At 40.7% G+C, this 15,143-nt stretch carries 6 protein-coding genes; all 6 read right to left on the reverse strand.

What is annotated here, in order from left to right; all coding sequences use genetic code 11:
- Position 1: 1 nt before the first annotated feature.
- Positions 2 to 1,240 carry a beta-ketoacyl-ACP synthase II gene (fabF, locus tag CD03_RS0114105; RefSeq protein WP_027294206.1) on the reverse strand — a complete coding sequence of 413 codons (1,239 nt, stop codon included), beginning with the start codon at positions 1,238 to 1,240 and terminating at the stop codon, positions 2 to 4.
- A 39-nt stretch (positions 1,241 to 1,279) separates the two neighbouring features.
- Complete coding sequence (gene fabG, locus CD03_RS0114110) at positions 1,280 to 2,020, reverse strand: 3-oxoacyl-[acyl-carrier-protein] reductase (protein ID WP_027294207.1); 741 nt, start codon at positions 2,018 to 2,020, stop codon at positions 1,280 to 1,282.
- A 90-nt stretch (positions 2,021 to 2,110) separates the two neighbouring features.
- A complete protein-coding gene (gene fabD, locus CD03_RS0114115; RefSeq protein ID WP_027294208.1) occupies positions 2,111 to 3,034 on the reverse strand; it encodes an ACP S-malonyltransferase in 924 nt (307 codons plus the stop codon).
- The gene (fabK, locus tag CD03_RS0114120) at positions 3,031 to 3,990 is read right to left on the reverse strand and encodes an enoyl-[acyl-carrier-protein] reductase FabK (RefSeq protein ID WP_027294209.1); all 960 of its coding nucleotides are present in this window, start codon (positions 3,988 to 3,990) and stop codon (positions 3,031 to 3,033) included. The genes fabD and fabK overlap by 4 nt, the downstream gene beginning before the upstream one ends.
- Before the next feature lie 110 nt (positions 3,991 to 4,100).
- The gene (gene acpP / locus CD03_RS0114125; protein ID WP_027294210.1) at positions 4,101 to 4,334 is read right to left on the reverse strand and encodes an acyl carrier protein; all 234 of its coding nucleotides are present in this window, start codon (positions 4,332 to 4,334) and stop codon (positions 4,101 to 4,103) included.
- 165 nt (positions 4,335 to 4,499) lie between these two features.
- A complete protein-coding gene (locus CD03_RS0114130; protein ID WP_027294211.1) occupies positions 4,500 to 14,993 on the reverse strand; it encodes a type II secretion system protein in 10,494 nt (3,497 codons plus the stop codon).
- Positions 14,994 to 15,143 lie beyond the last annotated feature (150 nt).

Below are 15,143 nucleotides of genomic sequence, written 5' to 3' on the forward strand. Positions count from 1 at the left end.
ATTACTCCTCTCTATATTTCTTCACTAAAATACTGGAGTTGTGTCCGCCAAAGCCAAGTGAATTGCTGATTGCATATTCCAGCGGCTCTTCGATTGCTTTTCCTGCAACATAATTTAAATCCAGTTCTTCATCCGGTACTTTATAACCTACCGTAGGATGAATATAACCTTCTTCTATTTCTTTGATGCAAGTGATAAATTCAATGGATCCGGCTGCACCTAACATATGTCCCGTAATAGATTTTGTTGAGTTAACGCGGATATTATAAGCGTGATCACCAAAGGCTTTTTTAATGGCTCTGGTCTCAAATAAGTCATTATGATGTGTGCTGGTACCGTGTGCATTGATATAAGTAATATCTTCGGGTTTTAGTCCTGCTTCTTTTACTGCATTTAACATCGCTCTTGCAGCGCCTTCCCCATCTTCTGCCGGAGAAGTAATATGATAAGCATCGCTAGTTGCGCCATAGCCGCCAAGTTCGGCATAAATGCGGGCACCGCGTTTCTTCGCATGTTCCAGTTCTTCCAGAACAACCACAGCAGCTCCTTCTGCCATAATGAAACCGCTTCGTTCTTTGTCAAACGGAATGGAACATCTCTGTGGATCTGTTGCACCGGAAAGAGCAGTCAATGCTGCAAATCCGCTGACACCGATGGGGCAGATAGAAGCTTCCGTACCGCCTGCAACCATTACATCTGCATCTCCGAATTGAATTGTACGGAACGCTTCACCGATGGAGTGCGTTCCCGTTGCACAGGCAGTTACCACATTAATACTTTTCCCTTTCAAACCAAACTGGATAGAAACATTACCGGCTGCCATATTGGAAATCATAAGCGGTACTAAGAGCGGATTTACACGGCTGGGACCTTTTTCTACCAGCCTGGTGTGTTCTCTTTCTGCTGCCTGAAGACTGCCGATTCCGGAACCTACGGAGCATCCTACCATATAAGGATCTTCTTTTGACATATCTAATCCCGAATCTTCGATTGCTTCTTTTGATGCAGCAACTGCATACTGGGAAAATAATTCCATACGCTTAGCTGCTTTAAAGTCCATAAAATCTTTTGCAACAAAATCTTTGATCTCTGCTGCCAGTTTTGCCCGATACTCCGTACAGTCAAATCTGGTAATCGGAGCAAATCCTGTTCTTTCCTTTTTTACACTATCCCAAAAGCTCTCTACATTTAAACCTACCGGTGTAATTGCGCCCATTCCTGTTACTACTACTCTTCTCATGCTGCTACCTCCGTTATATCTGCTCATTTGCAGGTGATTTTAAATTGCCATACCGCCGTCTACACTGATTACCTGACCTGTAATATAATCTGCTCGGTCAGAAGCCAGAAAGGCTGCCATTTCTGCCACATCTTCTACTTTTCCAAATCGTTTCAACGGGATCTGGGCAATGGCTTGTTCTTTTATAGCATCGGATAATACGTCGCTCATCTCAGTAGCAATAAATCCTGGTGCGATTGCATTTACAGTAATGCCTCTGCTCGCCAGTTCCCTGGCCATTGCTTTTGTAAGCCCGATAATGCCTGCTTTGGATGCAGAATAATTTGCCTGCCCCATATTTCCAAGTACACCGGATACCGATGCGATATTGATGATTTTACCGCTTCTCTGTTTTAACATTTGTCTGGATAAATGGCGGATTGTGTTAAATGACCCTTTCAGATTTATATCGATTACGGAATCAAAGTCCGCTTCTTTCATTTTCACGATTAGATTATCTTTGGTAATTCCGGCGTTGTTCACTAAAATATCGATGTGCTGGTATTCTGCAATCAGCGCTTTCATCATTTTTTCTGTGCTTTCATAATCAGCCACATTACATTGGAAGGATACCGCATTGCCTCCGTTTTCTTTAATCTGTGCAACTACTTCTTCCGCTTTATCCTTGGAACCATTATAGTTTATAACCACGAATGCACCTTCTGCAGCAAGTTTCAATGCAATTGCTTTCCCGATTCCTCTGGATGATCCGGTTACTAATGCTACTTTATTTTCTAACATATATACTCCTTTATAATTAAACCTGCGGGTTCTTTACTTATGGTACATGCTTTTTTGGTACATGTCATTTCGCAGGCATGTTCTGCATCTTTACATTGACAAAGCGGATAATACTTTTTCTATATCTTCAACTTTCTCAACATTTAACGCTGTCATATCACGGTTGATTTTGCGTAAAAATCCGCTGAGGGTTTTGCCCGGTCCGATTTCAATAAAGGTGTCTACACCTTCTGCAATCATATTTTCAACGCTTTGCTGCCACTGTACAGATGAATAGATCTGCTTTTGCAGTAAATCCTTTACCTGATTCTTATCTGTTACGTATTCTGCGGTTACATTGGAAACGTAAGGGATTTTCACCTCATGAATTTCTACTTCATCTAATACTTTACCAAGCTTACTGCCGGCATCTGTCAACATAGCAGAGTGAAATGGTCCGCTTACCTTCAGGGGAACAATTCTTCTTGCACCGGCTTCTTTAAGTGTCTCACAGGCTTTCTGCACTGCTGCTTCTTCGCCTGTGATTGCAATCTGTCCCGGACAATTATAATTTGCCACACTGACAATACCATCTGTTTTTTCACAGACTTCTGCAATTTTTTCTCCATCCATGCCAATCACCGCCGCCATTGCGCCGCCGGACGGAACTGCTTCCTGCATGAAGATACCTCTCTGACGAACTACCTTAAATGCATCTTCCAGGGTTAATACACTGGAAGCAGCTAATGCACCATATTCTCCAAGGCTCAATCCTGCGTTTACACAAGAATTCAATCCTTTTTCTTCCAGAACTTTTAAGATCGCTGCCGATACAGCCAGCATACATACCTGTGTATATTCTGTTATATTTAATTTATCATTTTCTTCAAAACAAAGCGCAGGTATATCCAGTCCGGTTACTCCGGATGCCAGATCAAAGATCTCTTTGCAGGATTCATACTGCTCATAAAAATCCTTACCCATGCCTATGTACTGCGCACCCTGTCCCGGGAACACAAATGCTATTTTTTTCATACTTTACCTCCATGTATATCACAGACCTGTCTATTAGTATTTAATAACTTCCCGGCTTCTGTCATTATTTCCTCTATCATTTCCAAGCAGCTTTGTTCCTTCTTTATCAAGCCGGCGATCTGGCCTGCCATCACAGTTCCAGTGATTACATCACCTTCCATTACTGCACTTCGCAGAGATCCCAGAGTTAAATATTCCAGCTCTTCAAAGGAAGCTCCTGATTTTTCCAATTTCACGTATTCTCTTGTCATTTTATTTCTCAGGGAACGGACCGGATGTCCTGTTGTAGTCCCTGTAACTTCTGAATCAATATCTTTTGCTTTTATGACCCTGTCTTTATAATTTTGATGAACAATGGACTCTTTTGCCACTACAAAACGGGTACCTATCTGCACAGCCTCAGCTCCAAGCATCATAGCTGCTGCAAATCCTCTTCCATCACCGATTCCTCCGGCTGCTATCACGGGAATATCTACCGCATCCACTACCTGGGGAACCAGCGTCATCGTTGTCTGTGATCCAATATGTCCGCCGGATTCCATACCTTCGGCTATGACTGCATCTGCGCCGTATTTTGCCATTCTTCTTGCCAGGGCTACCGAAGCAACTACAGGTATTACTTTAATGCCTGCCGCTTTCCACAGTTCCATGTACTTTTCCGGATTACCCGCTCCGGTGGTTACTGCCTTAACACCTTCTTCGGCAACAACCTTAGCCACTTCATCTGCATGAGGACTTAAAAGCATTATATTGACCCCAAATGGTTTATCTGTCAGTTCTTTTGCTTTACGAATTTCTTCCCGTACCACTTCCGCCGGAGCGCTTGCCGCTCCGATCAGGCCAAAACCTCCTGCATTTGAAACTGCAGCAGCAAGATGATGCTCAGCTACCCATGCCATACCGCCCTGGATAATGGGATATTCGATTCCTAAAAGTTCGGTTACTCTTGTCGTCATATTGGACCTCCATTCAAAACGAAACATATAGTAAAGCCGACGGATCCCGCCGACTTTTATTCTGTAGTATGACTGTCAGGTACAGCGTTTTGCTGCGCTGGCCACTTTACTTATTCTTCTACACCTTTTGCTTTTAAGTAATCAAGAACTTTTCCAACCGTAGTCAGTTCTTCCAGGTCTTCTGCAGGGATTTCAACAGAATACTCATCTTCCAAAGCCATTACCAGCTCAAACAAATCTAAAGAATCAGCTCCCAGATCTTCCTTGAATGAAGTCTCTAATGTAATATTCTCAGTTTCACAATTTAATTGCTCAGCGATAATGTCTTTCATTTTTTCTAACATGGTTTTTTCTCCTTTTAATTCAGAAATTAAGTTTTATTCATCAAATATTTTGATATTCAAAGTATATAAGAGCAGGTGTGTTTTGTCAAGAAATATTTTGTGAATTTATTTTGAACTACAAAATAAAAAGAATGTTTTTTTACATAAAAAAATCCAGGGAAGCTTTCACTTCTCTGGATTTTCTGTTTCGGTATTTACTTCCTTATCCATAGCAGCAGTTTCTTTTTCGCTGTCAGGAACTGCATCCCTGATAGCTGCGGAAGGCTCTGTCTGCAGATTTAATTTTACTTGCGTCAGATGAGGAATGTTTATCTCTATAGAGCCGGCATCAGACAGAAGTTCATTTTCATCAACCGGAATATTTACGATCTTCATCGTAAGGGTTTTTCCGGCGTATGACGATAAATCCATTTTAATACTGTTCTCTTCTGCTTCACCGTCTAATACATAATCCCCATTGTTAAAATTGATTTCCACATCCCCATCCATTAATATAAACCTATGGCCTTTTATTTTTCCTGAATCAATCGGGTTATTCTCCCATGAAAATACATAGGTCATATCCTTGAATTCTGCTTCCGTACAATTATCACCAGCGGTCGCCCCATTACCCATTTGAACAAGAACTCCAAGGTTTTCCGGACTTTCAAGTTTCGTTTTTGGAACCGTAAATTGAAGAACCCCGGCTTCCGATGCAAGTGCTGTGATAGAATTTGATAGTTTTACAATACTTATGCTCAAAGTCTTTCCGGCGTACTGCGACAGATCTTTTGTAAGTGTGTAGCCTGCCTCTTCTGCCATGACTCCCGAATCGGTAATATCTAAATATTCTTTTCCATTCAGTGATATGAGGTTTCCTTCATCATCTGTCAGCTTGATACGGCAGCCTTTGATCTTAGACAGTTCGTTTTTGTCGTTTTTCCAGCTGAATACATACTTCAGTGCCGGATATTCGTCTCTGCCGCATCCATCTTCCGGCGGGATTACCACACCATTTTCATGTTGGATTTCGCCCTTAAGTACCGGTTTTGTTAAGCGGTCTTTCGGCAGCACCATGGAAATTGATTTCCCAATAGAGGTAGAGGAAACATCCTGCACACCTAAGGCATACGCATAAACAAAATAATCATTTCCGATACTGGATGTATCAAATTTCAGTTCTGTTTTAACTGTATCCCAGCCGTCTACAACGGTTGTAATGGCGTTATCCATCTGCAGTTCACCAACCGGTAATATCGCAAATAAGTACCCGGAACAGTTTGTTTCATTAACACCATCCGGTATCTTCCAGTCCAGGTTCACTTTTATCTTGGCAGAATCTTCCGCATCAATCTGAGGTTCTGAATGTGTCAGTGAAGCCACTGCTGACAGTGACTTTTTCACGGTTAACTTGCCGACAGAAACTGCCGAGTCCAGAGTCTGCCCGATAATTCCCACCTTTTTAACCGTCAGTTCGATATTATAATCGGCGTCTAATGCTTTGGGTAAATCAACCTGACAAGTAGTTCCGGTGGAATAATTAAGTGCTGCCTCCTTGGTTACGTCCTTACCTTCTGATGTTACCGTAAACATAAATTCATATTTAGTATTTGCTGAATATGATGGATCCTCCCATTTGAAATCTACAATATATGGATAATAAATAGCACTGGGAACCTCACCTGTAATGGAGTTCACCTGATTTTCCATCAGCACAAGGGTAATGGAATCTGTGGCTGGTTCGGAATCTTTATAGAATACCTTGTCTTCCACATTGCTTCCGCTTAAAGCTGTAACAGACCAGTTTAGTGTATTATTTATCGTTTCTGGTTTTGGATAATCATCTCCCATCAATTCTTTAATATTTTCTGAGGTTAAATCATAACGCAGGGCCTCCGTTTTAAGCAGTTCTTTTTCAATCGATTTTCCTGTAGCCGGATTGGTTATCACTACTTTGTATCCTTTTACATTCTCTTTGCTTTCGTTGGGATTCTGCCAGGTTAAACTATATGCCGGTTCTGCGGTGGTACCGGTATAAGTCTTTTCCAGGCCTTTCGGTGGTGTCAGACTGGTAGTCGTACTTAATAAAAATCTCTTTTCTTCCGTATCGGAAGACAAATAACGATATTTAACCATATTATCCGAATACGTATCCGGGTTTAACGACGTTGAGTTTTGTTGGTCTGAGATACATATCTGTACTAAATACGCATGCCAGAACTTATTTTCATATTTTTCACCCGGCTGGCTATAGTCAATAGTTAAGGTGGCTTCTCCCGTTTCCCAGTTAATATTCATCTCATGCTCATTGGAATGCCATTGAAAATATGCATCATTTTCACTATTTAAGAAATAATCAATGACTTTGATCTTTGCCGTTCCGTTTTTATACATCTCATATAAATTATTTTCTAAGAGATGCCCCTGACTTAATTCACGCAAACCATTGTAATCATTATAAGGACTATCTTTGTAATAATCGTTTAAATTTTTTATGGAGAGCGTTACCTTACTGCTCTTGGATTCCTGTTGTATATCCAATTGTTCCGGAACTTCTACTGTCGGTAATGGCGGCATCATCACAAAGGACTGCACGATGGACGTTTTACTGTCGGTGGTAATATCAATTTTATTTTCCCCTTCACCAATACTGTATCCTTTAGCCTGAATGGATAAATACAGTTTCTGTCCCATATATTTAGCTGCAATATTTTTAAGATTTAATGTCAGTCCTTCCAGATTATTACTGTCGTAATGACTGCTCCATATTGCTGCCCCATCACCTGTCTTAATCCCATCCACATATTTATAACTGGTATAGATAGATACTTCATAACCACTGGTTAAGCCGACTAATCCCTTCCATTTCATTTCGTAGGTTGTTCCTTTTACGCCGGTAACTTCCTTGGTATCCGGTATCGGCAGCTCATAAAAATAATTCTGCAGGATGTTATTTACATTTGTAAGTTCATCGTTTTTATCCCAGGTGAAATCATCTGTTTTTCCTATTGTATCAAGAAGCGCATCAAAACTTGCTTTATTCCAATAACCCTTTTCGCCGGCTGCATCCTTTTCCGTATAGCTTTGACTGTCACCATTGTCGGTATTATATTTCGCAAACGGTTCATTACCAACCATCCATTGATGAAATTGTAAAGGGGTATTGCCGAGTTTTAAGTATGGCAGGGTGGACGCTACTCTGTCACTGATAAAATAGCAGTCACGTATACTGGCTCCCGTACATGTTTTATCACGTAAGTCACTGCCGTTTCCTATATATCTGCGAGCACCTATAATTCCTCCAATGTAACCGCATACATCATCTTTAGAAGCCGCCTTTCCGTCCGTCCAGCCGATTTTGCCAAGGCTGTAGCAATTGATTACGATACCTTTATTCAGGGTGGAAGCATCATTTGCATACCCGACAATACCGCCCGCAGAATTTACATTTGACAGTTCACTTGCCGCCACACGTTTAACGGATACATTTCCGGTGTTGTAAACAGATAAAATAGCCGAACCTGCTAATTCTCCCACAATTCCCCCTGCTTCTTTATCCGCGGTCACATGAAATGTGTTATAAGTAGCCCTGAACTGTTTTGATTCATTCTCGGGATCAATTTTAATATCACTCATAACCTTTGTGGCAACGCCGCTGACATAACCCGCGATTCCTCCGACACGCTGGCCCCCTTGTATGAAAGGAACTGCTGATCCTGTCGGGATTCGGGTTGAACATGCTGTTATCGTTCCGCCAGAAAGAGCACCCACGATGCCGCCCACATTGACCGATGAATCGTTGGATATTACACTTGCATAATTTGTGCAGCCGTTTAGTGCAGTTCCTGCCGGTGAAGCCATGGATCCCGCAATTCCTCCCAGGGAGTTAATCTGGATATCCGCCCTGTCAAAGACTAAGTCCTTTTTATTCGAACAATTTTTAAACGTGCTGTTTGAATTTGCCGTATTGCCCAAGGATCCTACGATACCGCCTACCCCTGTCACAGTCCTGGAACCTACCGACTCATCAACAGATACCACACCATCATTAATTAAATTTGTAAATACTTCTCCCGCATATGGTACAAACCCGACACATCCGCCTATACCGGAGGGAGTTGCATTTGCTTCCTTATTCCATATGACGGAAACATTGCCTTTATTTGTGCAGTTACTGTATTCTCCTGTATGAAAAGCACTGGAAGTTCCCTGGTATATACGCCCTAATATTCCGCCAACGTTTTGAATTCCGGAAATGGAACCACTATTTTCATTATTCTGAACTTTCAGGTACGCTCCATCTTCCTGTCTTCCGATGATACCTCCTACATCACCGCCGCCCTTTATGGTACCGGCTGCGTTATTGTTACAGCTTTCTATTAAACCTACTGAAACTGCATTGCTTTTACTTTTTATTACCCCTATGATGCCTCCAACCTGGGCATAATTATTGACATCTACTACTCCGGAATTGTTACAATCTTTAATATATACTTTTGTAGTTGCATAGCCGACAATTCCACCCATACCGCAATTCTGATAATTATAAATATCCAGTTTTTTATTGGAATTCATTTTTATTTTACCGTAATTGTTACAGGAATTAAGAATCAGATACAGGTCATTACCGGAAGCATTGCCCACGATCCCTCCAACAGCTCCGCATAAATCGCCATTCATTACTATATTCATATAATTGCTGCAGGAATCAAAGTTTTTTACCAGGGTATTGAGATCTTCCGCATTCTTTACGTCCTTTCCTGGTTTGGGACCTGCATAATTACCTACAATCCCTCCTGCATTGCGGACATCACAGGTTAGGAAATCCAGGGTTTCACCAGCTGTACCATTCTTACAATTTATAAACGTAGATGTTGAGCCATTACCTGCAATACCACCTACATTTGTAATACCGGCAGGTTGATTATTTTCATCTGCATAACAGATTATTCCCATGTTTTTACAGTTGGAAATCGTAGTGCTGCCAGCATATCCTACGATACCGCCTAATTCGCTGGCATTCTCCTGCAAAGGATTAATCTGAGCTTCTGATGTATTCTCGCAATCCGTAATATTTGCTGAATTATTATGTGACCCGCTTATTCCTCCTATACGTGTTTTTCCACCTATAACCCCTTTATTTTTGCAGCTCTCTATTGCAACACTGCTGTTGCCATAAATACCGCCTGCATTTAAAACACCTGTTACCGAGCTATAATTAACGATATAGCCTTTTTTTGCATTACCATTATTGGGTGTGTCACATAAAATGCTGCTGTCCTTATCTCCAATTCCCACAATTCCGCCTACATTTGTGCAGCCGTTAATGGAAGAAGGGGTATCGGGCGTTGTGTTAATACCATATTCATTACTATCTCCAATCCGGTTTAAATATATCGTTCCCGCATTGCGCCCGGTAATACCGCCTACACCTCCATCCGTCTTCAGGTTGCCCTTGTCGTCGAAATTTCTGTTTCCAAGTCCGCTGACAGTACCTCTGAATTCACAGTTTTTCACAATATGCCCTTTGTTATTATAGCCGATTATTCCGCCGGCATATAAGGTCTGTGCCATCTCACTAATTTGAATGGTTCCGCTGTAGATATAGTTTTCAATGCCTGGCGGATTCTGAGCCGTCACTTTTCTGTCGTCTTTTCCGATTATGCCGCCGATCAACGGGGTATTTCCGGAGGTACTGTTAACCGCAGCCTGATTTACATTGATATTAATGGAAACATTATTGTTTTCACCATTGTTCTTTTTCATTGTAACAGATCCCTGGTTCCAACCCACAATGCCGCCCACTATATTACTGCCTGTAACAGAGTTTGAATTTGTATCATTTAATTTTGATGTACAGTCCTTAATGTCACCTGCTGCTAAACCTTGGGAAGCACTGTTATTGATACCTGCAATTCCGCCAATAGCATTATTTTCTGTACCTGTGACAGCACCTGTTACACTCCCCAGGTTATGACTGGCCTGAATGACGCCGGAGTTGGTTCCTGTGATGCCTCCTGCCTGAGCATAATCACTTCTTATGGTTCCGAAACGATTGTAGCAGCTTTGTATCGAGCCTAAGTTCATGCCTACGATTCCGCCGGACTGACCGTAATTACTGGATACATTTCCATAATTTTGGCAATCGGTTATTTCTTTGCCCGATTCATTCACTCCGGTAATACCGCCTGCATAACCCGAACCAATTACATTATCCGATGAATCTTTTTTCTCTGATGTAATATTGCCATAGTTACTGCAGGATTTTATGCTCTTGGAATTATGGCTGCCTACGATACCGCCGACATAATTTTCCCCTGTAACATTTGCCCGGTTCACTAAATTTTCCAGAGTCGGCTGCACCCCCTGGGATGTTGTCTCGTTGTCAGAGCCGTCTTGTAAAAGGATTCCTTCGTTAACTCCGATCAATCCTCCAACATAGTTTCTGCCCACTACAGCAGGTATAATCCGCTCACTTCCGATTTCCGTACCGGATATACTTCCTTTGTTAAAACCGGTTATACCGCCTACTTTATCCCCGCCCGGCGCAGATACATTGGCATACGTAGTACAATTAACAATGGAAGCTTCATTTGTACCTACAAGACCTCCGGTATTACTGCCGCCAACGATGGAAGCATATTGATTGGCGCTGCATTTTTCAACCCGTGCCGGGTTTGATGGATCTGTGGTATGGTTTAATCCGACGATTCCTCCAACACTGCTCTTGCCTTCAATTTTAAAACTTTTTGCATCTCCTATGACGCAGTTTAGGATGATTCCCTCGTTTACTTCACACAGTCCGCCCAGATATTTGCTTGGGGATTTTACATTTCCTTCGTTGTAACATTGTTGAATTAAACCGGTCGATGTATTTCTGCCGGTAATTCCCCCGATAAAATAGGAAGTCCCTGTGATCTGATCCGATGTTGCCGCATCTTCTTCTATCTGAATGCCATTCGGGATTACAATTGATACATCGCCATAATTATTGCTTGAATTTACCGCTAAATTACTGCCCTTTTCATTACAGCCGATAATTCCGCCAACATAACGGGAACCGGTTACCGACGCAGTATTTCTGCAGCTTACAAAGTTCGTTATGATTTTCTGTGCTTCATTCTGTGTCTGCGAAGTATTCGCATCAAAGACACCATAAGGGTATGATGCAGTCAGACTTGCACATTGGATGGGAACATTATTCAAATTTTCAATACAGGAATGATAACCGATAACTCCTCCCACATAGGCTTCTCCTTTGATCGAAATATTGCCGGTTGTAGTTCCTGTGATCTGAACCTGTAACTGATCATTTTTCTCAACCGGAACAATATTACAGCCAATGATTCCGCCTACATAATTTTTACCGGTAATTTGTGAGTCCGTAATGCCATTGTAGGCTACCTCAACACCATTTATACCGCTTAAATCAGAATTCATTCCCAGATATCCGCCCACATAATTGTTCCGGCCCCGTACAGACCCGGAGATACTGCGGTATCCACTAATGGAGGATACATTCCATCCAACAATCCCGCCAACAAAAGAATTACCATATACATAGTTATTACTGTTTGAATTATTGGACCCATCACCTGTTATAGTTCCGAGATTTAATCCTGCTATCCCCCCTGCACAGTCTGCCGTTGTAAGAAAATCGTAGTTTGAATTAACCAGACCGTTTTCTTTTTCTTCAAAGCTGCTAATACATTTGTTTAATTCACCATAGTTTACTCCGGTAATACCTCCGCTGTATCGTTTAGCTGCATAAACAAATCCCATATTGGTGCAGTTGCTTATCTTATTTACATTGTTGATGTATTTTGCTGCTAATCCTCCCTGCATTAATTCAGAGTAATAATTACGCAAAGCATTTTCTATATTATTTCTCTCAGTATCATTCAGATCTTTCTGCATGAGTCTCTTATAATATTCATCGGTACCGGAAACGAGGTCATCCAGATTTCCAATACAGTCAGCATCCAATAATTCCTGTATGCTGTTAAAATCTGCCCCATTCATTCCCATAATGCCGCCGACCATAGATGCACCCAGAACATTTGAGGAATTAACATAATTAGAAATCTCTGTATTCTTTGCATCTGTATATCCAAAAATGCCGCCAACCATGTTGCCGCTTCCAATTACAAGACCACTGACATCCTCTTTTCGCCCTGTTAAATTCTCCAGAATGGAAGATATCAGTCCTCCGTTTGTAACACTTCCCATATTGATGCCGATGAGTCCGCCTACAAAATCCTTACCCAGAACGGCATTATTTACAAAGCAGTCAATGACTTCTGCCTTATCACCAAAATTACCACCTGCAATACCGCCAACGCCCCTTCCTGAATAAGAGGGTAATGTTCCGTTTTCTTTATTTAAATCATTTAAACAAGTCTCTAAAAGCTTATCGCATTCGAAAAAATATGTTTCGTCCAGTACATTTTCGCATTTTTTTAATTTACCTTCATTATAGCCTGCAATTCCGCCAATATATAGAGGTTCTTTGGTTGATGTACCGGAATCATCTTCCGCCGGTTCATTTTTGTTATTTAGACTAATGACACCTTTATTAACGCAAGACGATAATTTACCTGCATTCTCATTTTGTCCTGCTATTCCGCCAAAATTTTGTATTACTTCGTCACCATTGGTTACGATTCCCAAATTGTTATAATTTTTAAGGGAAGTTACTTTATCCGAATAGTTTAAACCAATCATACCGCCGACATTATAGGTACCGGACACAACATTCTGTGTTGCTTTCGATTCATTGTTAACGACTGGCAGTGTGGTAATATCCGACACTTCTCCTTTATTTAAACCAATAACACCGCCAATGTTTTTTCCAAAATCTGCAACTTCATTGGTATCACTTTCCTCACCGCTGCTATTTATAATTTCTGCCTGCACCGCTGCCTGTACCTGAACATCTGTAATTTTTCCGGAAACATTATTTGTGCCTGTGACGGCACCTACATTTGTAATTCCGGATACCGATGTATTAAGGAGCCGCAGTCCTTTAATCTCGCCGCTATTTACCGCAAAAAGTCCTACATTATTTCCGATTTTGGCATCTGCTTTAATATCGATGCCGGCTATTTTGAAATTTCTTTTATTATTTTCTTCATCAAATGTCTCTTCAACATCATATTTTCCTTTAAACTCTGTTACGATATTGGTAAGATCATTTTGATCCGCTTTTACTTCTTTTACAAACACAATTGGTTCAAAAAGTTTCTTGCTTAACATCACAGAATGGGAACTGTCATTGTTGTATTCCGGAAGCTTCCAGTTAATATCACCTGTCTGCAGAAAATAAGATTCTGCAGTTACATTTCGCATATTGTTTAGATGGCGGGCATATTTAATGGTATAAGGATAATCTGAAGTGGAATTATTTTCTTCTAAACCGGTTTCCATTTTGCCGCTTCCGCCTGCATCCACCATTGCTCCATTATAATCAGCTTCTTTTTCTCCACCCCCAAAGCTGGCACTTTCATAATTGGAAACACCTTTTTCTTCTGAAACGGACATCCCCTCCAATTTCGGAGTTACTTCACAGTAAATATTATCGGTAGACAAAATCCCTTTATATTTTTCTAATATACTGTAATGGATACAATCCAAACTCAAAGAGTACGTATTGGTACTGCTATCATAAATAAAAATTGGATTAGAAGAGGTACCTGCTTTTTCTTCAGCTGTTTTCCAATCAGTCGGGGTACCAATAACCGCTTTTATTTTTGGTATTGAAATACTAAAATCAGGTCTGTTTTTAGACTTTATTTTGACGTCATAATATAGTTTCCCCGCAAGAGAAGAATCGGCGGAAAAAGCAGGGTTTCCTGCCTCTGCCCCTGCTCCTTCAAGTGGTAAATTTTTATCCTGCCATTCTAAGTATAGTCTGTCACTGTTCACTAATTTTACAGCCGGTTGATATACTTCCACCTTGCTGTTGGCATAGTTGGACATACTGATTCCATAGTAGCCCTGACGTTTTTCTTTCAGACTTTTGGTATCGCGTTTTACCACGTTATATTTTTCGCTGCTATTCAGTTCATATGGATAAATAGATGGTTTACGGCAAAAATCATCTATTTTTTCGGAATAAAAAACGCTAAGAACGATACCGGTTGCCTCATCATATTCCAGTAAAAAACAATGATCGGTAATGTTCTCATCCTTTATACTTGGTTCGATGATCTCTGTCCAGAAAGGATTATAAAAATACAGATCATTATCCTTTGATGACATGTCTTCTCTGTTTCCTAAATATCCCTTCTTACTATTAACAAATACGGAGACTATTTTACTGCTGTTATGGTTCTTCTCCCACTCCTCTTTAACACTGGGATCATCATCCGGAAAATAACCATTTAACTGCAATATGTCTTCCATTCTGGCAGTGTTTAGTCCGGTATCATATGTAGAAATGCGCTCATTAAATTGTTCTAATGCACCCATATCTTTTTGCTGTGTCAGATAATTCTGCGCAGCGTAAAAAACAGTTTCCGCTGTTTGATTTGCTTTGAGCATATATGCGGTTACCATATAGCCGTATACGGCTACTGTTACGATTGTACCTATGATGGCTACAACGGTGATTACGGAAATCATTTCTAATAATGTGAAGCCTTTTGTTTCTTTGAGTGTTTTTTTTATTTTGGCAAACATTATATTTCACCCTTTCTTGGATTGATATTTACGAAAAATTTAGTGATTATTCATATTAGTAAATGTAGTATTATTAATTCTGCACTTAATAATATGGATAATATTATATATAAGGCAGGCATTTTACCCGCCTTATATATAAATAAAATT

Origin of the sequence: Robinsoniella sp. KNHs210, assembly GCF_000686105.1 — a bacterium.
Classification (GTDB): domain Bacteria; phylum Bacillota; class Clostridia; order Lachnospirales; family Lachnospiraceae; genus Robinsoniella; species Robinsoniella peoriensis.